The organism is Rhodanobacter spathiphylli B39, assembly GCF_000264295.1.
Classification (GTDB): domain Bacteria; phylum Pseudomonadota; class Gammaproteobacteria; order Xanthomonadales; family Rhodanobacteraceae; genus Rhodanobacter; species Rhodanobacter spathiphylli.
Map to the genome: position 1 here is coordinate 90,317 of NZ_AJXT01000021.1, position 25,665 is coordinate 115,981.

The 25,665-nt window shown below is 67.1% G+C and carries 18 protein-coding genes; 7 read left to right on the forward strand and 11 right to left on the reverse strand.

The window, feature by feature from the left end; genetic code table 11:
- The first annotated feature begins 217 nt into the window (after positions 1 to 217).
- Complete coding sequence (locus UU7_RS09275; RefSeq protein ID WP_007807624.1) at positions 218 to 1,129, forward strand: hypothetical protein; 912 nt, start codon at positions 218 to 220, stop codon at positions 1,127 to 1,129.
- 106 nt (positions 1,130 to 1,235) lie between these two features.
- Here UU7_RS09275 and UU7_RS09280 read toward each other — a convergent pair whose 3' ends face one another.
- From UU7_RS09280 to UU7_RS09300, 5 genes are all read right to left on the reverse strand, one after another.
- Entirely contained in the window at positions 1,236 to 2,141 is a 906-nt protein-coding gene (locus UU7_RS09280) for a DUF4097 family beta strand repeat-containing protein (RefSeq protein ID WP_007807626.1), read from the reverse strand.
- Positions 2,142 to 2,158: 17 nt separating this feature from the next.
- Complete coding sequence (locus UU7_RS09285) at positions 2,159 to 2,602, reverse strand: hypothetical protein (RefSeq protein ID WP_007807628.1); 444 nt, start codon at positions 2,600 to 2,602, stop codon at positions 2,159 to 2,161.
- A complete protein-coding gene (locus UU7_RS09290; protein ID WP_007807630.1) occupies positions 2,599 to 3,144 on the reverse strand; it encodes an RNA polymerase sigma factor in 546 nt (181 codons plus the stop codon). The genes UU7_RS09285 and UU7_RS09290 overlap by 4 nt, the downstream gene beginning before the upstream one ends.
- Before the next feature lie 116 nt (positions 3,145 to 3,260).
- On the reverse strand, positions 3,261 to 5,096 hold the full coding sequence (locus UU7_RS09295) for a phosphoenolpyruvate carboxykinase (GTP) (protein ID WP_338000497.1): 1,836 nt from the start codon (positions 5,094 to 5,096) through the stop codon (positions 3,261 to 3,263).
- A 78-nt stretch (positions 5,097 to 5,174) separates the two neighbouring features.
- The gene (locus UU7_RS09300; RefSeq protein WP_007807633.1) at positions 5,175 to 5,753 is read right to left on the reverse strand and encodes a TetR/AcrR family transcriptional regulator; all 579 of its coding nucleotides are present in this window, start codon (positions 5,751 to 5,753) and stop codon (positions 5,175 to 5,177) included.
- A gap of 126 nt (positions 5,754 to 5,879) precedes the next feature.
- Between UU7_RS09300 and UU7_RS09305 the strand changes: the two genes are divergently transcribed.
- Complete coding sequence (locus UU7_RS09305; protein ID WP_007807635.1) at positions 5,880 to 6,785, forward strand: alpha/beta fold hydrolase; 906 nt, start codon at positions 5,880 to 5,882, stop codon at positions 6,783 to 6,785.
- A gap of 9 nt (positions 6,786 to 6,794) precedes the next feature.
- Positions 6,795 to 9,254, forward strand: coding sequence for an acyl-CoA dehydrogenase (locus UU7_RS09310; RefSeq protein ID WP_007807637.1), 2,460 nt, complete (start codon positions 6,795 to 6,797; stop codon positions 9,252 to 9,254).
- Positions 9,255 to 9,315: 61 nt separating this feature from the next.
- Here UU7_RS09310 and UU7_RS09315 read toward each other — a convergent pair whose 3' ends face one another.
- The 4 genes from UU7_RS09315 to UU7_RS09330 all read right to left on the reverse strand — a co-directional run bounded on the left by UU7_RS09315 (position 9,316) and on the right by UU7_RS09330 (position 16,837).
- Positions 9,316 to 10,326, reverse strand: a complete 1,011-nt coding sequence (locus UU7_RS09315) for a diguanylate cyclase domain-containing protein (protein ID WP_007807639.1) — start codon at positions 10,324 to 10,326, stop codon at positions 9,316 to 9,318.
- Positions 10,327 to 10,453: 127 nt separating this feature from the next.
- Positions 10,454 to 14,116: a response regulator gene (locus tag UU7_RS09320; protein ID WP_007807641.1), complete on the reverse strand. Its 3,663-nt coding sequence runs from the start codon at positions 14,114 to 14,116 to the stop codon at positions 10,454 to 10,456.
- A gap of 137 nt (positions 14,117 to 14,253) precedes the next feature.
- Positions 14,254 to 15,150: a CPBP family intramembrane glutamic endopeptidase gene (locus tag UU7_RS09325; protein ID WP_007807643.1), complete on the reverse strand. Its 897-nt coding sequence runs from the start codon at positions 15,148 to 15,150 to the stop codon at positions 14,254 to 14,256.
- An 85-nt stretch (positions 15,151 to 15,235) separates the two neighbouring features.
- Positions 15,236 to 16,837: a peptide chain release factor 3 gene (locus UU7_RS09330; RefSeq protein WP_007807645.1), complete on the reverse strand. Its 1,602-nt coding sequence runs from the start codon at positions 16,835 to 16,837 to the stop codon at positions 15,236 to 15,238.
- A gap of 285 nt (positions 16,838 to 17,122) precedes the next feature.
- Here UU7_RS09330 and UU7_RS09335 point away from each other — a divergent pair, with 285 nt between their 5' ends.
- The 4 genes from UU7_RS09335 (at position 17,123) to UU7_RS09345 (ending at position 23,412) form a co-directional block, all read left to right on the forward strand.
- On the forward strand, positions 17,123 to 17,689 hold the full coding sequence (locus UU7_RS09335; RefSeq protein WP_007807647.1) for a manganese efflux pump MntP: 567 nt from the start codon (positions 17,123 to 17,125) through the stop codon (positions 17,687 to 17,689).
- A gap of 131 nt (positions 17,690 to 17,820) precedes the next feature.
- The gene (locus tag UU7_RS18340) at positions 17,821 to 17,985 is read left to right on the forward strand and encodes a hypothetical protein (protein ID WP_157582091.1); all 165 of its coding nucleotides are present in this window, start codon (positions 17,821 to 17,823) and stop codon (positions 17,983 to 17,985) included.
- A complete protein-coding gene (locus UU7_RS09340) occupies positions 17,982 to 22,160 on the forward strand; it encodes a hybrid sensor histidine kinase/response regulator (protein ID WP_007807649.1) in 4,179 nt (1,392 codons plus the stop codon). The genes UU7_RS18340 and UU7_RS09340 overlap by 4 nt, the downstream gene beginning before the upstream one ends.
- Before the next feature lie 91 nt (positions 22,161 to 22,251).
- Positions 22,252 to 23,412: a response regulator gene (locus UU7_RS09345; RefSeq protein ID WP_007807651.1), complete on the forward strand. Its 1,161-nt coding sequence runs from the start codon at positions 22,252 to 22,254 to the stop codon at positions 23,410 to 23,412.
- A gap of 59 nt (positions 23,413 to 23,471) precedes the next feature.
- On the opposite strand, the gene UU7_RS09350 is transcribed toward UU7_RS09345, so the two are convergent.
- The gene (locus tag UU7_RS09350) at positions 23,472 to 24,191 is read right to left on the reverse strand and encodes a response regulator (protein ID WP_007807653.1); all 720 of its coding nucleotides are present in this window, start codon (positions 24,189 to 24,191) and stop codon (positions 23,472 to 23,474) included.
- The gene (locus UU7_RS09355; RefSeq protein WP_007807655.1) at positions 24,188 to 25,633 is read right to left on the reverse strand and encodes an ATP-binding protein; all 1,446 of its coding nucleotides are present in this window, start codon (positions 25,631 to 25,633) and stop codon (positions 24,188 to 24,190) included. The genes UU7_RS09350 and UU7_RS09355 overlap by 4 nt, the downstream gene beginning before the upstream one ends.
- Positions 25,634 to 25,665 lie beyond the last annotated feature (32 nt).

Genomic DNA, 25,665 nt, shown 5'->3' on the forward strand with positions numbered 1-25,665 from the left:
ACCTGGTTGAGCCGGGATGACACGCCTTTATATCGTGTAAACCCGCTGCCCCGCCAGCGTCAGCCCGGGGAACCCCCGCGCCGGCCGGGGGTCGAATGTGCTCGCCGAGTCCCCGATATGTGCGTTTCGGCAGCTTTTCAGGGTGTTAGCAAAACGTAAAACGGGGTACACTTGCCCCCAATCACGCTTCTGTTCGAGTGAGTCACCGGTTCCGACCATGCGCCGTCTCTCCGCCCTCCTGCTGACCTTTGCCTTGCCGCTTGCCGCGGCCGGTCAGTCCGTGGGCGCCGACAGCGGGGTGGCCGATGCCTTGCTGGCGCAGCCGGCGGCTTCCGCCACCCGGGCGGACGCGGGCACGATGGTACCGCTGTGGCGCACGGCCGATGGCCATGTGCTGTCGCTGAAGACCGATCGCAGCAGCACGGCCGAAGCCATGGCCAGCCATTCGCCGCTGGCGTTGCGGGTGCTGGACGGCTCCAGCGTGACCAGCACCGGCGTGGAATACGGACTCGGCCCCCGCCTGCAGGCACATGCCGAGGTGAGCGAGCTTTCCTGGACCCATCCGGGGCAGCGTTTGCGCGGCAGCGAAGTGGGCGCCACCTATGCGACCGACCGCTACAGCGTGGGCGTCAGCGTGGGCACCAACAGCGCGCCGAACGCGGGCAATGTCCTGCCGCGCGTCCTGCCGGGTGCGGCGCCGGGCGTGGATGGCCTTTCCAGTTTCGACAACAGCGCACAGCTCAATGCCCGCGGCCGTCTCGCGCTGGGCAGCAAGAGCGGCATCGACCTGGGTGCCAGCGTCGGTCGCATCCATCTGCTTCCCGGCAACCTGCTCGGCGTCGACACGCTGGATCAGAAGGCGCTGAGCTTCGGCGTCGATCACGGCTCGTTGAGCGGTGTGCTGACGGGCCGCACGATGCAACCACAGGTGGCCATCCCTGGCGACCTCAATGCCGATCGCCGCTGGAACAGCATCGATCTGGGCGTGACCTGGCGCCTGCCGTGGCGCGGCTCGCTGAGCGTCGGCGCGCAGAACCTGTGGTCCTCCGGCACGCCGGCCAATACGCCGGCGGGTCCCGAGCCGGACCAGTCGCGTACGCCCTACGTGCAGTACCACCAGGATCTCTGAGCGGCGGCTTTTGCCGCAGCCAGGATCTCACCGGAACAGAAACGCCGTCGCTTGCGCGACGGCGTTTTCATTTGTGCATGGCGCGGGCAGGGCCACGCCGACCTGTTCAGTCCTGCCGGCGCACGCGCAGGTCGCCGCTGAAGGTCTCGACGTTGATCTTGCCCTGGCCGTTGCCCAGGCGGGCATCGAGCGAGCTGCCCGGGCCATGTTCGGGTTGGGTTGCCGTGCCGAAGTCGCTGCGCAGATTGCCGCTGAAGCTGGTGGCGTGCAGGCTTGCATTCGTGCCGGCGGGAACCTGCAATTGCACGTCGCCACTCATGCTGTCGATATTGATGCTGCCGTCGGCGGTCAGCCCGCCGTTCAACTGGACGTTGCCCGATACCGTGCTGAGCGTGAGTTTCTGCCAGGGCCCGCCGCTGGCCTGGATGCGGCCGGAGATGGTTTGCAGTTCGACGTGGTTGCCGAGTGAGGGAGCGAGGATGTCGCCGCTGACGGTCTGCAGCTCGACCTTGTCCGCATGCCCGGCCTGCTCGATGCCGCCGCTGACGCTGTCCACCGTCAGCGAGGGCGTGCGTGCATTGATGCGCGCCTTGCCACTCACGGTATTGACCTCGATGCTGCCGCCATCCATGCCGTCGATCACCAGCGGTGCGCTGACCACGTCGACCTCGAGCGAGGCGGCCCTGGGTACATGCAGTTCCAGCGTGGTGGCGGACATGTTGTTGTCGCCGCCCCAGTTGAACCAGCCGCCGGAGCTTCCCTTGGGTTCCACCTTGATTTCCAGGCGATCCTTGCTGCCGGTGATCGCCAATGGCTTGGCGCCCTCGCCGAGGCGGCCGCTGACCTGCACCTCATTGCGATCCCAGGCGATCACGTTCACCGTGCCGGCGACATTGCTGATGCTGACCCTGGCGGTAGCCGAGGCGTCGTGGTGCAGGTTGATCGGCGTGTCGGCCAGGGCCTGGCCGATGCAGAGGCAAAGCAGCAACGGAAGATAGCGTGCGGTTTTCATGCTTGTTCCTTGATGTATCAGCCGGACTGGTTGGCCAGTTGGCGAAGTTGGGATTGTTGCTGTTCGGTGCGGCCGAGCAGACGGTGCAGCGCGAGCGAGTCAGGCGCCTGCCGGATCGCCAGTTGCAGTTCCATGCGGGCGGCGTCCAGTTCGATGGCGGCGCCGCTGAGGCGTGGATCGGATGGCTTCCACGAGGTAGTGCTCGCGGCGACCCGGGTGGTCACCATGTCGGCCGGGCCGCGCGTGGCGTGCCAGCCGATGCCGGCGGCCAGCAGCAGCGATGCGGCGAGTGCCGCACCGAACAGCCAGCGTCGCCGATGCGCGGGGGCATGGTTGCCTGCGCTGACGTCGCGGTGTTCGGCCTGATCGAGCGCCGAGTCGATGCCCGCCCAGAGGTCACGCGATGGTGACATCGGCTGGCACAGCTCGCGCATCTGTCGACGCCATTCGAATTCATTCATGAGCTTTCTCCCAATACCTTGCGCAGCAGGCCGCGGGCGCGGTGCAACTGCGCTTTCGAGGTGCCCACCGCCATGCCCAGTTCGGCACCGATTTCCTCGTGCTTCCAGCCTTCGACGTCGTGCAGCACCAGCACTGCGCGGGCCCGCGGGGGCAGCTTGCCCACGGCGTGTTCCAGTTCCTCGCGCTCGGCGGCGCAGAACGGCGTGCCGCCGGCGTCGGGAAGGTCTTCCTCGTCCATCATGCTGACCGGATCGGCGCCGCGGGCGCGGATGTCCATCAGCGCCACGTTCACCGCCAGACGGTACAGCCAGGTGCCGAACGCGCTTTCATGGCGGAAGCCCGGCAGTTTCTGCCATGCACGGATGAAGGCGTCCTGGGTGAGATCCTCGGCGCGCGCGTGGTCGTAGCCGGCGAGCCGGTACACCGCGCCGTGCACACGTCCCACGTGCAACTGGTACAGCCGCTGGAATGCGCGGCGGTCGCCGGCAGCGGCGGCGCGCACGTCATCGCTGTCGTTGGTTCCCGCTGGGGCAGGCGACATGGTGCTTCCGAGAGCGGGGCAGGCGGCGTTCATCTTGCCAGCTTGGATGCGCCACCGCGCGAAAGGGTTTGAAGCCGCGCGGGCAGGTCGTGGCGGCCTGCCCGCGATCGGTCACTTCAGGACGCCGTCGCTTCGCGGCGCGGCTGCTCGCTGACCCTGTCCAGTGCGTCGGCAACCCGCTGCTGCTCCCGTTGCAACGACTCGGGCAGGCGCGGGGCGAAGGTCTGCAGGTAGTCGCCGATGGCGGCCAGTTCGGCCTGCCAGCCGGCCTGGTCCACGTCGAGCAGTTCGTCCACGTGCGCCTGGTCGAGCCTGAGGCCGTCCAGCTTCAGCTCGCCCTCGGCCGGCAGGATGCCGATCGGCGTCTCCACACCGCTGACGCGGCCTTCGGCGCGATCGATCATCCATTCCAGCACGCGCAGGTTGTCGCCGAAGCCCGGCCACAGGAACTTGCCGTCGGCGCCCTTGCGGAACCAGTTGACGTGGAACACCTTCGGCAGCTTCGCGCCCGGCTGGTCGAACGACAGCCAATGCGCGAAATAGTCGCCGTAGTGATAACCGGCAAACGGCTTCATCGCCATCGAGTCGCGGCGCAGCACGCCGACCGCGCCGGTGGCGGCGGCGGTGGTTTCCGAACCCATCGCGGCGCCCATCAGCACGCCGTGCGTCCAGTCGCGCGATTCCATCACCAGCGGCAGCAGCGAGGGGCGACGGCCGCCGAACACGATCGCGCTGATCGGCACGCCTTGGGGCGCTTCGGCCATTTCCGACCAGGTCGGACACTGGCGCGCGCTGACCGTGAAGCGGGAGTTGGGATGGGCGGCCGGGCCATTGGCCGGGTCATATGGACGCCCCTGCCAGTCGGTGACCGGCGTGCCGGGCAGGCCTTCCCACCACGGCTGGTTGTCGGCGGTGACCGCGACGTTGGTGAAGATGGTGTCGCGCGAAATGCTCTTCAGCGCGTTCGGGTTGGTGGCGTTGCTGGTGCCCGGTGCCACGCCGAAGAAACCCGCTTCTGGGTTGATCGCATATAGCCGTCCATCCGCGCCGGGACGCATCCAGCAGATGTCGTCGCCCACGGTCCACACTTTCCAGCCAGCCTGGCGGTAGCCTTCCGGTGGAATCAGCATGGCGAGGTTGGTCTTGCCGCAGGCGGAGGGGAACGCGGCGGCGACGTAGTGCGTTTCGCCCTGCGGGTTCTCGATGCCCACGATCAGCATGTGCTCGGCCAGCCAGCCTTCCGTGCGGGCCTGGTTCGAGGCGATGCGCAGTGCGTGGCACTTCTTGCCCAGCAGCGCGTTGCCGCCGTAGCCCGAGCCGTAGGACTTGATCGAGAGCTCGGCGGGGAAGTGCATGATCCAGCGGCGCTCGGGGTCGAGTTCGCCCTTGGAGTGCAGTCCCTTCACGAACGTGCCCTCGCGCTCGATGCGCGCCTGCGCGGCGGCGCCCATGCGGGTCATGATCTTCATGTTGGCGACCACGTACGGGCTGTCGGTGATCTCCACGCCGCAGCGCGACAGCGGCGAGTCGATCGGGCCCATGCAGTACGGGATCACGTACATGGTGCGGCCGGCCATGCAGCCGTCGAACAGGGCGTCGATCTTCGCGTGCGCCTCGGCCGGGTCCATCCAGTGGTTGTTCGGGCCGGCGTCTTCCTGGTTCGGGTGGCAGACCAGGGTGAGGTGTTCGACCCGGGCCACATCGGTGGGGTGGGAGCGGTGCAGGTAGCAGCCCGGATGGGTCTGCTGGTTCAGTTCGATCAGGGTGCCGTCGGCCAGCATCTGCTGCACCAGGGATTGATATTCGGCATCCGAGCCGTCGCACCAGTGAATCTTCGCGGGGCGGGTCAGGGCGGCAACTTCATCGACCCACTGCGCGAGCGCTTCCAGCTTGCTGGCCATCGTGTCCTCTTGAGGTTTTTTGAAAAATTGATCTGAAACGGTAGTTTGCAGGCACTGGTATTGCAAGGCTGCATGCAACAAAAAACGGCGCCAGAGGGCGCCGTTCGGGGCTTTTCCAGCGCTTTCCGTTCAGGCCGGAATCAGGGTCGCGATCATGTGTTCGACATAGGCGTCGAACTCTTCCAGGTTCAGTCGCGGCAGCCCCAGGGTGAAGTTGAGCTGCAGGAATCCGACATAGGCGGCGTAGGTCAGCCGGGCCCGGTTCAGGGCCTGCGGCGGCGGCAGGCCGGATTCGCGGTAGGCCGTGGTCAGGAACTCCATCCGGCGCTGCGACACCCGCGCCATCACCGGCACCACCTGGGGGTGATCCAGCGCTTTCAGCAGCGCGGCGTACACGCGGTGCGGCTGCAGTTCGTGGGCGACCCGACGGAACAGTTCCGGCAGCCGCTTGCGCGGGTCGCTGATCTGTTCGATCTGGCCCAGCACTTCGCGCTCGCCGTACTGTTCCCAGCGTTCCAGTGCTGCATGCAGCAGCGCTTCACGGGTGCGGAAATGCCAGTAGAAGCTGCCCTTGGTGACGCCGAGCTGGCGGGCGAGGGCTTCCACCGCCAGCGCGCCCACGCCTTGTTCGGCGATCAGCTGCAGGGCGGCAAGTTCCCAATCTTCGGCGGACAGCCGGGTACGTTCTGGCTTGCTGCTGACATTCATGTCCGTATGGTAGCCAGACGCCGTGCATTTGTAATGTGTGGGGCCGCGGAGCCCGGGCGCGCGCTGGTCAACCCACGCTGGCGGCACGGTTGACGAGGTTCGCCGAGGCAATCCATACTCATACGTATGGTTCAGAGTGATCGCCACGCCGCTGCCTGCTCCCGCTTCCCCGTCGCCGACCTGGATCTGGCGGTGGAGATCCGCCATGCCGATGGCGATCCCGGCTTGCTGTTTGCCCACGGTTTCGGCCAGACCCGTCATGCCTGGACGGGCGCAGCGATGGCACTGGCCGAGGCGGGTTGCCGCTGCGTGACGTTCGACAGCCGTGGTCATGGCGAAAGCGATCGCGTTCCCCACGGGGCCGGCTATCACATGGACCAGTTCGCCGATGACCTGCTGCGCCTGGCCCATGCACAACCGCAGCCGCCGATCCTGGTAGGCGCGTCGATGGGCGGTCTGCTCGGCATGGTGCTGGCCGGCGAGATCCATCCTTCGCCGTTTCGCGCCCTGGTGCTGGTCGACATCACCCCGCGCTGGGAAACCGCCGGCGTGGAACGCATCCTGGCCTTCATGCAGGCGCACCCGGACGGCTTCGACAACTATGCCGATGCGGCCGAGCAGATCGCCGCATACCTGCCGCAGCGACGCGAGCGCAAGAGCGAACAGCAGCTGCGCCCGTTGTTGCGCGAAGGTGCCGACGGTCGGCTGCGCTGGCATTGGGACCCGGCCCTGCTGGCGGGCGATCTGGTGCAGGAAAGCGAGCGCTATCAGCCTCGCCTGCAGGCCGCCGCGATGAAGATTTCCGTGCCCGTGCTGCTGCTGTCCGGCGCCCGCAGCGACGTGGTGTCGCGTGCCACGGTCGACGAGTTCCTGCAACTGGTGCCGCACGCCGAACACGTCGAGTTGCCGCACGCCACGCACATGGTGGCCGGTGACGCGAACGATGCCTTCACGCGCGAGGTCGTGCGCTTCGTGCAGAGTCTTGATTCATTACCCGTCGGCCGGCTCGCCGCCGCCGTTCAATCGCAATGAGGTGTTGAGATGTCCGTGCTACTGACCCTGCTGGCGGCGCTGATTGCCACCGGCGCCTGCGCCTACCATCGCACCAGCCTGCGTACGTGGGCGATCGCCACCATCGTCACCACGCTGGTGGTCGGCCTGCTGGTGCATGCGCCGTGGACCACGGCGATCTTGCTGATCATCGAACTGGCGATCGCCGTGCCGCTGCTGCTGGTCGACTTCCGCCGCAGGCAGATCAGCGCGCCGCTGCTGAAGATGTTCGCCAAGGTCACGCCGAAACTGTCCGAGACCGAGCAGACCGCGCTGGAAGCGGGCACGGTGGGCTTCGAGGGCGAGCTGTTCTCCGGCAAGCCGGACTGGCACGAGCTGCTGAAGCAGCCGAAGCCGGAGCTCAGCGTGGAAGAGCAGGCCTTCATGGACGGCCCGGTGGAACAGTTGTGCGCGATGATCGACGACTGGCAGATCACCCACGAGCTGGCCGATCTGCCGCCGAACGTGTGGGACTTCATCAAGAAGAACCGCTTCTTCGGCATGATCATCCCGAAGCAGTACGGCGGCCTGCAGTTCTCCGCGCTGGCGCACTCGGCGGTGCTGCAGAAGCTCAACAGCATGTCGGCCACGGTCGCCTCGACGGTGGCCGTGCCGAACTCGCTGGGGCCGGCCGAACTGCTGCTGCACTACGGCAGCGACGAGCAGAAGAATCATTATCTGCCGCGGCTTGCCGTGGGTGAGGAAATTCCCTGCTTCGCGCTGACCGGCCCGTACGCCGGCTCCGACGCCACCTCGATCCCGGATACCGGCATCGTCTGCAAGCAGCTTGTCGACGGCGTGGAGACGCTGGGCATCAGGCTCAGCTTCGACAAGCGCTACATCACGCTGGCGCCGGTGGCCACGGTGGTCGGCCTGGCCTTCCGCATGTTCGACCCGGAGCATCTGCTCGGCGACAAGGAAGACCTCGGCATTACCCTAGCGCTGCTGCCGCGCGCCACGCCGGGACTGGAAATCGGTCGTCGCCACTTCCCGCTGAACATCCCGTTCCAGAACGGACCGGTGCGCGGCAAGGACGTGTTCGCGCCGCTGTCGGTGCTGATCGGCGGCCCGCAGATGGCCGGTCACGGCTGGCGCATGCTGGTCGAGTGCCTGTCGGTGGGCCGCGCGATCTCGCTGCCGTCCAACGCCACCGGTGGCATGCGTGCCTCGGCGCTGGCCACCGGCGCGTACGCCCGCATGCGCAAGCAGTTCGGTCTGGCGGTGGCTCGTTTCGAGGGCGTCGAGGAGGCGCTGGCGCGCATCGGCGGCCTGACCTATGCCACCGCAGCGCTGTCACGTGCCACCGCGGCCGCGGTTGATCGCGGCGAGAAGCCGGCGGTGCCGTCGGCGATCGCGAAGTATCACGCCACCGAATGGGCGCGGCAGATCGCCAGCGACACCATGGACGTGCACGGCGGCAAGGCGGTGCAGCTGGGGCCGAGCAACTACGCCGGGCGTGGCTGGTCGGCGGTGCCGATCGCGATCACGGTGGAAGGCGCCAACATCATGACGCGCAGCCTGATGATCTTCGGCCAGGGCGCGATCCGCTGCCATCCTTACGTGCTGAAGGAAATGCAGGCGCTGTCGATCGCCGATCGCGGCGAGCAGCTGAAGGTGTTCGATCGCCTGCTGTTCGGCCACATCGGCTTCGGCATCTCCAACGCGGTGCGCAGCCTGGCGATGGGCCTCAGTGGCGCCAGCATCGGCGAGACCGCCGGCGACGCCTATACGCGCCGCTACTATCGCAAGCTGGATCGCTACTCCGCCGCGCTGGCGTTGTGCGCCGACGTGTTCATGGGCGTGCTGGGCGGCAAGCTGAAGTTCAAGGAGAAGCTGTCCGCACGCCTGGGCGACGTGCTCAGTTACCTGTACATCGCCAGCGCCATGCTCAAGCAGTACGAGGACAATGGCCGGCCGGAAGCGGATCGCCCGTTCCTGGCCTGGGGTTTCCACCAGTGCATGTGGCTGATCCAGAACGCGCTGGATGGCGCGATCCGCAACTTCCCGGTGCGCCCGGTGGCATGGCTGCTGCGCGTGCTGGTGTTCCCGCTGGGTCGTCGCGAAGTGCCGCCGTCCGATCGCCTGGGCCGTCGCGTGGCCGCGCTGCTCACCGCGCCGAACGAGGCGCTCGAACGCCTCACCGCCTGGGTCTACAGCACGCCCACGGCGAACAACACGATCGGCCGCATGAAGGCGTTGCTGCCTGACGTGATCGCCGCCGAGCCGGTCGACCGCAAGTTCGGCAAGGCGCTGAAGTCGGGCCAGTTCGCCGCGCACGACTACCTTGGCCAGCTCGCCGAGGCGCAGCAGGCGGGAGTGATCTCCGAGGCCGAAGCGGACCTGCTGCGCCGCGTGCGCGAAGGCGTGTTCGAGTTCATCTCGGTGGACGACTTCGATACCGATGAGCTGCGCGCACTCAAGATCCGTCCGCAGAATTCGGCCGGCCATTAAGTCCGAAAGATCGCCAGGTCCGAAAGATCGCCGCGCCACCTGACGGGTGGCGCGGTGCGTTTCACGTCCTTGCCAGCACGCAGCGGTTCTTGCCGTTGCGCTTGGCTTCGTACATGGCGTTGTCCGCCGCCTGCATCAGTTGCTCTTCCGCATCGGCCTGTCCGCTCGGGGTGTATGGCGCGATGCCGATGCTCGCGCCGACGCGAACCTCGACCCGCTCGCCGTTGACGCGCAGGCTGTAGGGCTCGCCCAGTGCGGCGCAGAGTTTCTCGCACAACTGCAGCGCCATCTGCGGGTCGTCGATTTCCTCCAGCACCAGTGCGAACTCGTCGCCGCCCAGGCGGGCCACGGTGTCGTTGCTGCGCAGGTGCGTGGGCAGGCGACTGGCGATCTCCTGCAGCAGCGCGTCGCCGGCGGCGTGGCCGTGGCGATCGTTGACGCCCTTGAACCCGTCAATGTCGATGCAGGCCAGGGCGAAGCTGATGTGATGCCGGTTGGCGCGCTGGATCGCTCCCTGCAGGCGGTCACGGAACAGGATGCGGTTGGGCAGGCCGGTGAGCGGGTCGTGGCTGGCCTGGTGGCGCACCATGGTTTCGATCAGCTTGCGCTCGGCGATCTCGCGTTGCAGCTCCTCGTTGCGATCGGCCAGCTCGGCCATCGCCTCGCGCAGTTTCATCCGCGCGGAATGGAGCTCCAGGAAAACGCGCACCTTGGACTGCAGGATCACGTCGTTGATCGGTTTGGCGATGTAATCCACCGCGCCGGAGTGGTACCCCTTGAGCCGGTTCAGGTCGTCGGCGTAGGCGGCGGTGACGAAGATGATCGGCGTCCCGCTGAGGTGCTCGGTGTCGCCGAGCAGGCTGGCCACCTCGAAACCGTCCATGTCCGGCATGTTGACGTCGAGCAGGATCAGCGCGAACTCGTGATCCAGGCACAGCGCCAGCGCCTGGTTGCCGCTGGTCGCCTCGAACAGTTGCGCGCCGCTGTGTGCGAGCAGGCGGCGCATCGCCACCAGGTTCGCCGGCGTGTCGTCGACGATCAGGATCTTCGGCTTCATCGATTCGCTGGTCATGCCCGCTGCTCCCCGCGTCCGGAAGGGCACCGTAGCCGATGCGGCCGTGGTGCCGCGTGAACCCGGTCCGCTTCCACCAGTGCGCTGCTGCCGGGCAGCGCCTGCTGCGGCCTCTCGCGGCTGGCGCTCACGATGGCTCGCTCGTCAGCCAATGGCGCAGCATGATGGCCAGCTTGTCGATGTCGATCGGTTTGGACAGATAGTCGTTGGCGCCCATCTGCAGGCACAGCTCGCGGTCGCCGGTCATCGCCTTCGCCGTCACGGCGATGATCGGCAGCGTCGTGAAGTCGGCCATGTCGCGGATGTTGCGTATCGTCGTATAGCCATCCATGCCCGGCATCATGATGTCCATCAGGATCAGGTCGGGCCGCTCGCCGGTCTGCAAGGCGGCCAGCGCCTTGTAGCCGTCCTGGGCCATCTCGACCTGCAGGCCCCAGCCGCGCAGCACCTTGGACAGCGCGAACAGGTTGCGCATGTCGTCGTCCACCAGCAGCACGCGGTGGCCGGCCAGCGTGGCTGTCGGAGCCGCCTCCGTCGTTGCGGGCGTCGCTGCGGGTCGCGGGATGTCCTGCAGGAAGGCGCCCACTTCCTGCAGCAGGCGTTCGCTGGAACGGGCGCCCTTGAGCACGATGGCGTCGGCGTACCGGCGCAGTTTCAGCTGTTCGGCCGGGTCCAGTTCGCGCCCCGAGTACACCACTACCGGCGGCATCGCTTCCGGTCGGTCCGACAGGTGCTCCATCAACTCCAGGCCCGACATGCCCGGCAAGCCCAGGTCCAGCACGATGCAGTCGTAGCTGACCTCGGCGATCTTCGGCAGCGCGTCCTCGGCCGAATCCGCCTCATCGAGCTCCACGTGGTGGCCACGCAACGCGGTGCGGATGGCCTTGCGCGAGGCGGCGTCATCCTCCACCACCAGCAACCGGCGGCGCTTGCCCTCGCCGAAGCGCAGCAGGCGATCCAGGGCCTCGGCAATCGCCTCGCGACTGACCGGCTTGGTCAGGAAGCCGACCGCGCCCCGTTCCATGCCGCGCCTGCCGACGTCGCTGACCGACACGAAATGGACGGGGATCGAGCGCGTGGCCTCATCCACCTTGAGCCGATCGAGCACCGTCCAGCCGTCCATCACCGGCAGTGACACGTCCAGCAGGATGCCCGACGGGTGATGTTCGCGCGCCAGCTGCAGGCCGGATTCGCCGTCCAGCGCGGCCAGCGCCCGATAGCCCCGGCGATGGATCAGGTCGATCAGGATGCGCACGAAAGCGGGGTCATCCTCGATCACCAGGATGGTGACCTGGCCCGGCAGCAGCGACTGCCGGTCGTCCTCGATGGCGGCGGGCAGCAGCGCCGGCGGGGCGATGCGACGGGCCTGCGTCGCGTGGGCGGCTTCCGTCTCGACGACGGGTGCAGTGGTGGCCGGCGGGGTTTCCGGCAGCAACAGGGTGAACTGGCTGCCGCGTCCGGCGTCGCTGCGCAGCACCACGTCGCCACCCAGCAGTTGCGCCATCTTGCGCGAGATCGCCAGGCCCAGGCCGGTACCGCCGAACTGGCGGCTGGTGCTGGCGTCGACCTGCTCGAACGCGTTGAAGATGCGCTCGAGCTTGTCCGGCGGAATGCCGATGCCGGTGTCGCTCACGGTGATCGCCAGCAGCGGCTGGCCGGACAGCGCCGCAGGCATTTCCAGGTCAGCCTGCGGACGGCCGATGTGCAGTGTCACCGCACCGCTGGCGGTGAACTTGAACGCATTGCTGAGCAGGTTGTTGGCGATCTGCTCGACCTTGCCGCCATCGGTGGCGATGACGTCGGGCAACCCCGGGTCGATCGTCATCTCGAAGCCGAGCTGCTTGTTGCTGGCGACATGGGTGAAGTTGCGCTGCAAGCGCCTGCCCAGCTCGGCGAGGGAAACCTCCTCGACCATCAGCTCCATCTTGCCGGCCTCGACCTTGGACAGGTCCAGGATGTCGTTGATCAGGTGCAGCAGGCTGTTGCCGGCGTCGTGGATGATCTGCGCCGATTCGATCTGCTCGTCGTCGAGGTTGCCGGTGTCGTTGTCGGCGAGGCTGCGCGACAGGATCAGCAGGCTGTTCAGCGGCGTGCGCAGCTCATGCGACATGTTGGCCAGGAATTCCGACTTGTACTGGCTGGCTCGCGCCAGCTCGGCCGCCTTTTCCGCGGTTTCCTGCTGCAACTCCTCCAGCACGACCTTCTGCCGGTTCAGGCTGTCCGTCATGTCGCGCAGCTCTTCGTTGGAGGAGCGCAGCTCCTCGGCCTGCACGCGTTGTTCCTCCTCGGAGGCGATCAGGCGCTTCGACTGCTCCTCCAGCTCGGCGGTCTTCGCCTGCAGCGTGGCGTTGCTTTCGTGCAGCACCTCCTTCTGCTGGCGCATCACCAGCTCGGACAGGCGCAGCTCGTCCGCCTGTTCCTGCGTCTGCTGCAGCAGGTCCTGGGTATGCACGGCCTGGTTGAGGTTCTCCAGCGCCAGCGCCACGATCGGCAGCAACTCGTCCAGCAGCTGCCTCTGCAGGGCGGTCAGCGCCGCGAAGCTGGCCAGTTCCAGCACGCCGATCAGGGTTTCGCGATAGATCACCGGCAGGATCGCGAGATGGGTGGGCACCGCCTCGCCGCTGCCCGAATCGATGTGCAGGTAGTCGGCCGGCACCTGGTCCAGGATGATCGCCTTGCGATCCACCGCGCACTGCCCGACGAGGCCCTCGCCGGGCATGTACTGGTCGGCGGACCGGTTGCTGAGGCGCAAGCCGTAACTGCCCAGCAGGTCCAGCCGATGACGCGCGTCATCGAACGAGTAGAACAGTCCCAGGCCCGCGTTGCACAGCGGCACCACTTCGCTGGTCAGCCACTGGGCGAAGTCCTTGTGGGTGGTGGCCTGCAGCAGCACCTGGGAAATGTCCGCCACCCTGGAGCGGATCCAGGAGCGCGCCGCGGTGTCCAGCGACATCTGCTTGAACACCTGCAGCGCGCGGGCGATCTCGCCCACCTCGTCGCGGCGATCCAGCCGGCGTATCTCGAAGTCGTGGTTGTGGTGGGAGAGCTGGGTCATCTGGTCGGTGAGGCGCCGCAGCGGGCGGATCACCAGTTGCGAGGTCAGCCGGATGACGGTGATGCCGAGCAGGATGCCGAGCAGGATGGAAAGCGCGTTCAGCGCCTTGGTGTTGCGCAGGGTCAGGTCCAGCTGCTGGTTGCGCAGGGCCAGCAGACGGCTTTCCTCGTCGGCCATCTGGTCCAGCACCGCGGATATCTCCTCGACGCGCACGGTGCGCCCGGCGATGTATCCGGCCTGGATGCGCTGACGTTCCAGGGCGGCGTCCGGGGCGCCCGGGTCCAGCCGCTGCAACGGTGTGATGCCCAGATCGACCACCTGGCGTTGCCAGCGGCCGGCCATGGCGGCCACGGCGTCGAGCCGGCCCTGCTGCAGGGGGTTGTCCGCCACCAGCTGGCGCAACCCGCGAATGCGCAGGTCCAGCTCGCGCGTGGACTTCCGGAACAATGCGAGCTCGTTGTCCGACCCCGTCAGCAGAAAGCCGCGCGCGCCCACCTGGGCGGTCTGCGCGGCGCGTTGCACCGTGTCGATCTGCAGCAGGGCCTGATAGGTGTGGCCGGCCCAGCGCCGGTTGCTCTCCTGCGTCTGCAGGGAGTGCAGGGTCACCACGTTGGCGACCAGGAACACGCCCAGCAGCAGGCCGATGGCCAGCATCATCTTGCGCGTCAGTGGCTGGTTGGCCAGCCACGAGATCTTCCTGCGGTAACCGGGCTGCTGCGAATTGTGGGTGGCCATGGCGGTGTCCGATACCGGCGAGGTGGGGTCGCCGGTCGGCGACCCGTCCTCAGGGTAGCCGCTACGCCGACCAAACCCCAACCGCGTGCCGTGGCGAATTCAGCCACGGGCCAGCCACCGGTTTCACCGCCCGCCGCTCAGCGGCGTGACCGCAACGGAACGATCGAGCCTCGACGCAGGGCCATCACCAGCAGGCCCACCGTGCACAGCAAAGACAGCCCCAGGGCGACCACCGAAGCCTCCGCGCCGAACACGCCGCCGCTGAGCCAGTCCGGGCCGCTGCGGGTGGACACCAGCCAGCCGTCAGCGTCAGTGCCCGAAACGGGGATGCCGTAGATCGTCCCCTGAGCGAAATTCCATGCCGCGTGCAGGCCCATGCACAGCGGAAGCGAATGCGTCAGGTGGTACAGCAGGCCGAACAGCAGGCCGGCTTCGATCGCGATCGCCAGCGAACTCCACAGCGTGGCGCCGGGATTGCCCAGGTGCACGGCGCCGAAGAACAGCGCCGAGATGATCAGCGCGGCCCAGGTGCCCATGCCTTCCTCGACGATGCGGAACAGCACGCCACGGAACATGATCTCCTCGCCGATGCCCGCGCCCAGCCCCACCACCAGCAAGGCCGGCAGCCATGCCGCATCCGGGTTGGTGCCGGTCACCTGGTAGCTGCCCAGCAGGTACATCACGCCGACGATGATGCTGAAAAGCACCAGGCCGAACGCCACGCCCAGCAGGCCTTGCGGCAGCAGCGTGGCTGGCGCCAGTTCGCGCATGCGCCGGCGTTCGATCCATTTCACCAGGATCAGGTAGACCAGCAGCGGGATCAGGGCGCGGATGACGAACTGGCCGAAAGCGCGTTCCAGCGGCGGTGAGGCCTTGCCCAGACCCAGCAGGTGCAGCACGGCGCCAGCGGCAAAACTCAGCGCGATGAACAGCGCGATGAAGATCACGATGCGCGCACCGGCCGAATACACCAGCCAGCGTTTCCACGGAGGTGCATCGGCGGGCGTGACGAAGGCGATGGCTGGCTGCGGCATGTGCTGGTTTCCCCCGGTTGGAATCAGCGCAGGTTAGCGGTCAGTCGCCGGGTTGCCCAGTGACGACCGTCATGCCGCCGGGAATTCAGACGTCGACGGCCGCCGCGTGCTCGCGCGTGTTGGCGAAGCGCACCTGTGGCCAGCGCTCCTGCGCCAGCTGCAGGTTGACCCGGGTCGGCGCGATGTAGACCAGCTCGCCGGCCCCGTCGATGGCCAGGTTCATCGCGTTCTTCTCGCGGAACTCGTCCAGCTTCTTCTCGTCGTCGCAGTGCACCCAGCGCGCGGTGCTGACGGTGACCGGCTCGAAGGTGGCGTCGACGTTGTACTCGTCCTTCAGCCGGTAGGCGACCACCTCGAACTGCAGCACGCCCACCGCGCCCAGGATCAGGTCGTTCGACATCAGCGGCCGGAAGAACTGGGTGGCGCCTTCCTCGGACAGCTGTGCCAGGCCCTTCTGCAGCGCCTTCATCTTCAGCGGATCGCGCAGCCGGGCGCGACGGAACAGTTCGGGGGCGAAGTTGGGGATGCCGGTGAAGGAAACCTGTTCGCCCTCGGTGAAGGTGTCGCCGATGGTGATGGTGCCGTGGTTGTGCAGGCCGATCACGTCGCCGGGGTAGGCCGTTTCGACGATCTCGCGATCACTGGCCATGAAGGTCAGCGCATTGGCGATGCGCACTTCCTTGCCGGTGCGCGTCTGCACCATCTTCATGCCGGCGTTGTAGGTGCCCGAACACACGCGCATGAAGGCCACGCGGTCGCGGTGAGCCGGGTCCATGTTGGCCTGGATCTTGAACACGAAGCCGGACAGTTTTTCCTCTTCCGGCTCGATCGTCCGCGAGGTGGTGTCGCGCGGCTGCGGCGATGGCGCGTGCTCGACGAAGAAGTCCAGCAGCAGCTGCACGCCGAAATTGTTCACCGCCGAGCCGAAGAACACCGGCGTCTGCCGGCCGGCCAGGTATTCGTCGAGGTCGAACGAGGGCGCCGCGCCCTGCACCAGCTCGAGTTCCTCGCGCAGTTCGCGCATGGCTTCCTCGCCGATCCGCTCGACCAGGCCCGGCGCGTCCAGGCTCTTGAAGATGGTGGAATCCTGCCGGGTGAAATTCTTGCCCTGCTCGAACACGTGGACCTCGTCCAGCGCCAGGTGGTACACGCCCTTCAGCCGCTTGCCCATGCCGATCGGCCAGGTCAGCGGGGCGCAGGCGATGCCCAGCACCGACTCCACCTCGTCCAGCAGCTCGATCGGCGAGCGGCCCTCGCGGTCGAGCTTGTTGATGAAGGTCATGATCGGCGTGTCGCGCAGGCGGCACACCTCCATCAGCTTGATCGTGCGTTCCTCCACGCCCTTGGCGCAGTCGATCACCATCAGCGCCGAGTCCACCGCGGTCAGCACGCGGTAGGTGTCCTCGGAGAAGTCCGCGTGTCCCGGCGTGTCGAGCAGGTTGACGATCTTGCCCTCGTAAGGGAACTGCATCACCGACGAGGTCACCGAAATCCCGCGCTCCTTCTCCAGCGCCATCCAGTCCGAGGTGGCGCTGCGCGACGTCTTGCGGCTCTTCACCGAGCCCGCCAGCTGGATCGCGCCGCCGAACAGCAGCAGTTTTTCGGTCAGCGTGGTCTTGCCGGCGTCAGGATGGCTGACGATGGCGAAGGTACGGCGACGGCGGGTTTCCTGGAGATGGCTGGACATGGAGATGTGTCGTTGGGGACGCGAACCGGCAATTGTAGCGTGGAATGCCGACAGCCCCGGCCGCCGTGTTACCCTTGCCCCCGGTTGTGCCGGACATCCCGGCTCATCCATACCCCTTGGGGAGTAGCCTGCCTCGTCGCGACGAGGCGTCTTCGTCAACATGCTCGGCGTCCATCCGCCGTGGCGAGGACACCGATCCCGGTTGGCGAGACCAGCGGTTCACGGCGCCACGGAGGTCGGGCGCGTCGTGCTGCCGTTGCGCCTGGCCCGACCACAAGGCATTGCATGAATCCCGTTTCCATCCTGCTGCTCGGCTTCGCCATGTCCACCGACGCGTTCGCCGCGGCGATCGGCAAGGGCGCGGGCATGGCGCGCCCGCGGCTGTCCCAGGCCATGCGCGCCGGTCTGATCTTCGGTGTCATCGAGGCGATCACGCCGGTCGTCGGCTGGCTGCTGGGCCGGGGCGCCTCGCGCTATATCCAGGCCTGGGACCACTGGGCCGCGTTCGCCCTGCTGCTGGCGCTGGGCCTGCACATGATCTGGAACGGCGTGAAGCCGGAGGCGGACGAGCCCGTGGACGAAACCAGAAAACATGGCTTCGTCGGCCTTGCACTGACCGGCCTGTCCACCAGCATCGACGCGCTGGCGGTGGGCGTGGGCCTGGCCTTCGTCGACACGCCGATCGCCGTGGTTGCCGTGGTGATTGGCCTGTGCACCTTCACCATGGTCACGCTGGGCATCATGCTGGGTCGCGTGCTCGGTGCGATGGTGGGTCGACGCGCCGAGGTGATCGGCGGCATCATCCTGATCGGCGTGGGCGCGGTCATCGTGTACGAGCACCTGTCGGCCTGAGCTCGCGCCGGCGTGGGTGCTGCGCGCAGCCCCACTTTCATGGCGCATGCACGACCGGCATGTGAACGTGGAGTGGCAGCGCGCGTGACACGATCGCGCATGCAATCTCGGTCGCGTTGCGGGGAGGTCACATGGGCACGAAGCTGCGAGGAAAGGCTGTCCCGATCCTGTCGATGGGCCGCGTCACGCCGACGCGCATCATCCCTGGCAGCGCAGCCGCCGTGGCGGTGGCCGTGTCCGACACGACGGCCGCGGGTTTCGCAACGGGTGTGCTCGCGGGCCCGGGCCACCAATGAAGTCCCTGCCGGAAGTGATTTCGTTCGTTCGGGAGCGCGGCAATCGCGTCACCGCGTTCCGCAACTGGTTGCCCCTGGTCGCCGCGTCGAGCGCGATCGTCATCGTGCTGTTCAGCGTCGTGGCGGCCAACCGGATTCGCGTGCTCGACCAGCAGTCGGTGCGCTCCCAGCTCAAGGCCAGCCTCGATGCCGCGGCCGATCTGCTGCAGGTGCTGTACAGAAACCAGATCGAGGCTACCTCTGCCATCGTGAAGGACCCCGAGCTGGTCGCCCTCACCCGGGCACTTTCGCGGAGTCCGGCAGATGCCGGCGCGCGCTCGATGGCCGCCGCCTGGGCGGCCCGGCGCCAGACCCAGTACGGCTTCAGGATCTACGTGCTCTACAGCCCAGCGGGAAAGATCCTCGCCGTGGATGAGCCGGTGCATGTCGGCGACACCTCGCAAGTGCTGACCGCGATGCTGCCCAGGCTCGCCGCCGACGGCTTTGCCGTGTCCGCGCCGTTCCGCGCGACCAAGCTGTCACCGCAGGCGAAGGCCGCGGGCGACCGCGACTTCGTGCAACTGGCCTGTCGCACCGTGGCTGACGGGCCGCAGGTGCTGGGCTACTTCTGCCTTGGCTCCAACCCGCGCAAGTTGCTGTTCCCCCTGCTGGCGGCAGGCTGGCAGGGGGAGACCGGCGAGGCGATGCTGATCGGTCGCGATGCGCGCTTGCGCACGCCGAGCCGCTTCGAGTCGGCTTTCCAGGGAAACCTGTCGACGCCGCAGGGCAATCATGTCAGCCGGTTGTACGCTCGCGTGCCGTCGGACCGCCCGGCGACATCGGGCAAGCTGCCGCTTCCGCTGGACAGCGATCCGCCGACGCGGCTGGCGCAGGCAGTCCTGGCCTCGAACGGCGGCGAAAGCTGGTTCATGGACGACTACCTCGACTACCGTCGGGTGCCGGTGGTGGGGGCGGGCCAATGGTTGCGGGAAATGAATCTTGGCCTGATCGTGGAAATCGACGAGTCCGAAGCGTATCGGCCTTCCCGGTTCGCGGCGTTCTGGGTCTACGCCCTGGCGGCGACCGCGGTGACCTTGTTGCTGCTGCTGTCGTATCGCGACGCACGTCTGCGACGCGACATGCAAGGCAGCGAGGCACGCCTCGCCAGTTTTTTCAGCAACGCCCCCGCCTACATGTGCATCCAGGCCGCCGATGGAAGGTATGTGCAGACCAACTCGCGATTCGATGCGATCGCGCCGCTGCTCGACATCTTCGTCGATGCCGCGGGCTACGAAACCACCGAGTCGGAACATCGGGTTCAACGCGAGCGGCAGCGTGACGAAGTGCTGCGGAAGCGCGAGCCCGCGCGATTCGACATCAGCTTCACCGATGCCCAGGGCGAGACCAGACACCACCAGCTGGTGCGGTTCCCCATCGAGGTGTCGGGTGAAAAGGCGCCAGTGGGCGTGGCCACCGTCGGCGTGGACAACACCATCGAGGTTCGCGCGAGCGAGGCGCTGCGTCGCTTTGCCGACGAACTGGAGGCCAAGGTCGGCGAGCAGACCGTCAAGCTGGCGGGTGAGCGCGAGCGTCTGCAGAAGATCCTCGACACCAGTCCGATCAATATCGACTTCTCGGTGGACGGGAAGATCAAGTTCGCCAATCCGCGGTTCATGAAGACCTTCGGCCTCGGCCCGGGCGACGACTGGCGTCGTCTGTATGTGGACTTGCGCGAACGCGAAGACCTGATGGAGATCATCCGGCGCGACGGCTTTGCCAGGAACGCGGAGACCCACCTGTTTGTCCGCGACGGCAGCATTCGCGACATGCAGGGTACCTATGTTCCGCTGTCATTCGATGGCGAGGACGGCATCATCGGCTGGCTGGTCGACATTACCGAGCGCAAGCGCGTCCAGGGCGAGGTGCTGCGGGCGAGGGACATCGCCGAGGAGGCGACCCGCGCCAAGAGCGACTTCCTTGCCAACATGAGCCACGAGATACGTACGCCGATGAACGCGATCATCGGCATGTCCTACCTGGCCCTGCAGACCGCGCTGGACCCGCGCCAGCGCAACTACATCGAGAAGGTCCACCGCGCCGCCGAGAACCTGCTGGGGGTGATCAACGACATCCTCGACTTCTCGAAGATCGAGGCGGGCAAGATGACCATGGAGTCGGTCGACTTCCGCCTGGAGGACGTGATGGACAACCTTGCCAACCTGGTCGGCCTGAAAGCCGAGCAGCGCAACCTCGAATTGCTGTTCGAAATCGCGCCGGACGTGCCCACCGCGCTGGTCGGCGATCCGCTGCGGCTGGGGCAGGTGCTGGTCAACCTGGGCAACAACGCGGTCAAGTTCACCGAGAAGGGCGCGGTCGTGGTCAGTGTCGAGAGGGTTGCCCAGAGGGGTGACCAGGTCGAACTGCATTTCCAGGTGCGCGATTCGGGGATCGGCATGACCAGCGAGCAGGTCTCGGCGCTGTTCAGGTCGTTCTCCCAGGCTGACAGCTCGACCACGCGCAAATATGGCGGCAGCGGCCTCGGTCTGGCCATTTCGCGCAGGCTGGTCGGCATGATGGGTGGCGAGATATGGGTCGACAGCGAGCCGGGCCAGGGCTCGACCTTCCATTTTCATGCGCTGCTGGGTGTGCAGGCCATGCCCTCGCTTCGCCCCGAACTGTATGCCGACGATCTCAACGGATTGCGCTTGCTGATCGTCGACGACAACCCCGTGGCACGGGAGATCCTGGCAACGATAGCCGCCGAGTTCGGCGTGGACGTCGATACCGCCAGCGGTGGTGGCCAGGCACTGGTGATGATTGCCGAAGCTGCAGCGGCAGCCGGCGGCCATCCCTACGACGTGGTGCTGATGGACTGGAAAATGCCGACGATGGATGGCGTGGAAGCCATTCGCCGCCTGCAGGAATACACGGCCATGACTTCCTTCCCCGCGGTCATCATGGTGACCGCCCATGGTCGCGATGAAGCACTCGATGCCGCGGCGAAAAGCGGGGTTCGGGTGCAGGCCGTGCTGACCAAGCCGGTGACCTTCTCGTCGCTGTTCGACGCCGTGGTCGAGGCGCTGGGCAAAGGCCGGGTGGTCGATTCCCGCGTCCATCGCAAGGCCGAACGCAACAGCGAGGCCTTGCGTCAGCTGCGTGGCGCCCGCGTGCTGCTGGTGGAGGACAACGACGTCAATCAGGAACTGGCCAGGGAGATCCTGGCCCAGGCCGGGATGGAGGTGGTGGTTGCCGGCCACGGCCAGGAGGCGCTCGACATCCTTGGCCGGGACAGCCGTTTCGACGCGGTGCTGATGGACTGCCAGATGCCGGTGATGGACGGCTACGAAGCCAGCCGGGCCATCCGCGCCCAGCCGGCGCTGGCGGGCATGCCGATCATCGCGATGACCGCCAACGCGATGATCGGCGACCGCGAGAAGGTCATCGATGCCGGCATGATCGACCACATCGCCAAGCCGCTGCGCGTCGCCGACATGTTCGCGACGCTGGCGAAGTGGATCAGGCCGGCTGCTTCGTCGGTGGTCGCGCGGAAGGGCACCGTGCCGGCGCAGGGCATCGCGTCGTCCGCCATCAGCGCTCCGACTGCCGGCCGGCTGCCGCCGTTGCCGGGCATCGACGCGAAGGCCGGCCTCGCCGCGGCGATGGACGACGTGGCGCTGTACACGCGGCTGCTGACGATGTTTCGCGACGGTCAGCGGGATTTCGAGACGCGCTTCGTGAAGGCGTCGGAGCAGGGTGACCCGGTCGATCGGCAGCGGGCGGCGCATACCCTGAAGGGCCTCGCCGGGACCCTGGGCGCACGCGAGCTGCAGGCGTGTGCCGCCGCACTCGAGCTTGCCTGTATCGACGATGCGGAGCCGGGTCGCATCGCCGATCTGTTGCGGCGCACCTGCGTGGAACTGGACGAGGTCCTGGCCGGGCTGGCCGTCCTGACCACGCACGAACCGGAGGCGCTGGCCGCGTCGGCCGGTGCAGACCCGGAGTACCTGCAGGGACTGATCCAGCGCCTGCGCATCCTGCTGCTCGATGGCGACGCGGAGGCCACTGCGGTGATCGAGGAGATCCTCGGCCTCACCGTCGGGGCGTCACATTCATCCGTCTTTCACGACGTGGCGCGCGCCATATCGGCGTTCGACTTCGATGCGGCGCTGACGGCGCTCGACGCGCTTTCGCAGTGACTCGCCGAACACAGATTCTTTCCCCGGAGCCCTCGGGTGTATGTTAGACAGGGTCTCAGGGAATGCAGCCGTGAAGCAACGGAGACAGGCAATGAGCGAATCGGAAACTCGGGAAGTCGTGCTGGTCATCGACGATACCGCGGAAAACCTCGCCCTGATCAGCGAGGTGCTGCGCGGAGAGTTCAAGGTGAAGGTCGCCCCTGGTGGTGCGCGCGGATTGCAGCTGGCGCAGGCGTCGACGCCGCCGGACCTGATCCTGCTCGACATCATGATGCCGGAGATGGACGGCTACGAAGTGCTGCGGCAGCTTCGGACGGACCCGCGGACGCGGGACATCCCGGTGATCTTCCTGACCGCGATGAGCTCGGTCGAGGAAGAGCGTCGCGGCCTGGAGCTGGGCGCCGTCGACTACATCACCAAGCCGATCAGTCCGCCGCTGGTGCAGTCGCGCGTGCGCAACCATTTGCAGCTCAAGGCGGCGCGCGACTTCCTGAAGTACAAGAGCGAGTTTCTGGAGCGCGAGGTGCAGCGGCGCACGCGGGAAGTCACGATGATCCAGGAGGTGACGATCCGCGCCCTGGCATCGCTGGCCGAAACCCGCGACAACGACACCGGCAACCACATCCTGCGCACCCAGCATTACGTGAAGCTGCTGGCGCAGAAGCTCGCCCGTCACCCGCGTTTCGCCGCCTTCCTGACCGAGGGCACGATCGACCTGCTGTTCAAGTCGGCACCGCTGCACGACATCGGCAAGATCGGCATTCCCGACCGGATTCTGCTCAAGGCCGGCAAGCTGACGCCGGACGAATTCGAAATCATGAAGATGCACACCACGCTGGGCGGCAACGCCATTGCCAACGCGGAACTCGCCATCGGCGAGGAGATCGGCTTCCTGCGTTATGCCAAGGAGATCGCCTACAGCCATCAGGAATGGTGGGATGGCAGCGGCTACCCGAAGGGCCTGAAGGGGGAGGAGATTCCCATTTCGGCGAGGCTGATGGCCGTGGCGGACGTGTACGACGCACTGATCAACAAGCGCGTCTACAAGCGGGCGATATCCCATGAAGAGGCGGTGCAGGTCATCCGCGAAGGGCGCGGAACGCACTTCGACCCGGACGTCGTCGATGCCTTTCTCGGCTGCGCGGACGGCATCCGCGAGATCGCGAACCGCTACAAGGAATCGTCGCAGGTGCTGGTGCGGCAGGCCGAGCGGATGATCACGGACCTTGGCGGCGAAGAGATCGAGATGTAGGCAAGCAGCGAGGCCGCGAGCCGGTGGATGCGGCAGGGACGCTGCCGGTCTGCACGACTTCAGCCAGGCGGCGATTCGCTGCTGCCTTCCAGGAAGCGGTATCCCACGCCCGGCTCGGTCTTCAGCCAGCGCGGCGCGGCCGGATCATCGCCCAGCTTCTGGCGCAGGCGGCCCAGCACGATGCGCAGGTAGTGGGTGTCCTGCACGTGGCTGGCCCCCCATACCTCGCGCAGCAACTGCTGCTGGCTGACCACGCGGCCGGCGTGGCGCAGCAGCAGCGCGAGCACGGCGTATTCCTTGCGCGTCAACGCGACCCCTTGGCCATCGAGGCTGACTTCACGTCGAGCCAGGTCGATCGCCAGATGGCCGTCGTCATACCGCGGCGGCACGTCGGTCGCGGCGGTTGCGGGATGGTGGCGCAGCAGGGCGCGCAGCCGGGCCATCAGCTCCTGCATGCCGAACGGCTTGGTCACATAGTCGTTGGCGCCGTTGTCCAGCGCGCGCACCTTCTCGCTCTCGGCGTTGCGCACGGACAGCATCAGCACCGGTACCGAGCTCCACTGGCGCAACTCCGCCAGCACTTCGTGGCCTTCGCGGTCGGGCAGGCCCAGGTCGAGGATGACCAGGTCGGGCGCTTGGGTGGTGGCGAGTGCAAGACCTTCCGCGGCGTTGGCCGCCAGCAGCACCTGATATCCCTCGGCGCGCAGGCCGATGTCGAGGAAGCGGCGGATCTGCCTCTCGTCATCGATCACCAGCACGCGTGGCGCGGCAGTGTTCAAGTGCTGGTCTCCGGTGCAGGTGGCAGTGGCAGGATGATGCGGATGGTGGTGCCGCCACCGGCCGTGGGCAAGGCTTCCACGCTGCCGCCATGCGCACCGATCATGCCGCGGCAGATCGACAGTCCCAGCCCGGTGCCCTTGTTGCCGCGGTCGCCACGCGAGACCGAATAGAACATGTCGAAGATGCGTGCGCGCTCGTCCGGCGGAATGCCGGGGCCGCGGTCGATCACGTCGATCCGCAGCTGCTCGCCCATGGCGCCGGCCTCGATGCGCACGGCCTCGCCCGGCGGGGAGAAGTGCGCGGCGTTCTCCAGCACGTTGAACAGGGCCTGCTCGATCAGTGCCGGATGCACGTAGAGCAACACCGTATCCGGCGGCAGCCCGGTCTGCACCGGCTGTTCCGGAAACAGCCGGTGCAGCCGGTCGGTGGCGGCAACCACCACTTCGGTCACATCGACCCAGTCACGATGCAGTTTCAGGGTGCCGTGGCCCAGCCGGGTCATGTCCAGCAGGTTCTGGATGTAGCGATCGAGCCGCTGGCCCTCGTGCAGGATCGCCTGCAACAGCTCCTGCCGTTCGCCCTGCGGCAACTGTGTTTCGTACATGGCCAGGGTGTCGGCGGCGCCGATCATGCAGGCCAGCGGCGAACGCAGATCGTGCGAGACCGAGGAGAGCAGGGCATTGCGCAGGCGCTCCGTCTCGCCTTGCACGCGAGCCTGCTCCAGCTCGTCGGCCAGCCTGGCGCGTTCCAGTGCCAGGGCGATGTCCTGGCCCATGGCCACGGCCAGCTCGCGCCGCTCGGCATCGGGTTCGCCCGGCTCATGCGCCGCAAACACGACCGCACCATGGTCATGCGTGCCAACGATCAAAGGAATCACCCATTCGCCGTCGAGATCGGCGCCGGGGTCGACGGACGCGACCTTGGCGGCGGGGTCCCCGGCGGCAAGCTGCATGCGTGCCGTCGCACCGATGGCTTGCGTCAGCGCCTGCGAACCAACCTGGCGAATCCCCGCTGCATCGGCGGCGGCAGCCAGCTGCTTGCCAAGCTGCAACAGCGTGCGGGCCCGCAGCTGCGCCGCCCGCAGCGAGCCGACCTGGCTGGACAGCCGGGTGGCCATGCGGCTGCAGACCAGGGCGACGATCAGGAACAGGCCGATCGCCAGCACGTCGTCGGCGCTGGCGACTGCCAGCGTGTGGCGCGGCCGGGTGAAGAAGAAATTGTCGCCGATGAAACAGAGCACGGCGGTATAGACGGCCACGGCCATGCGCTTGCGCACCGCAACGGCAAGCACCGCGGTCAGCAGGATCAGCGACAGGTTGGCGATCGACAGGTAGCGGTCGGCGACGAAGGTCAGCGCAAAGGCCGCCAGCGTGACCATCGTGGCAAACAGGTAGTCGGCCACGACCGAACCGCGCCGGCGGCGTGACGCCGGCTCATGCATGCAGCAGGCGCCCCCGTGCGGGGGTTGCTGGC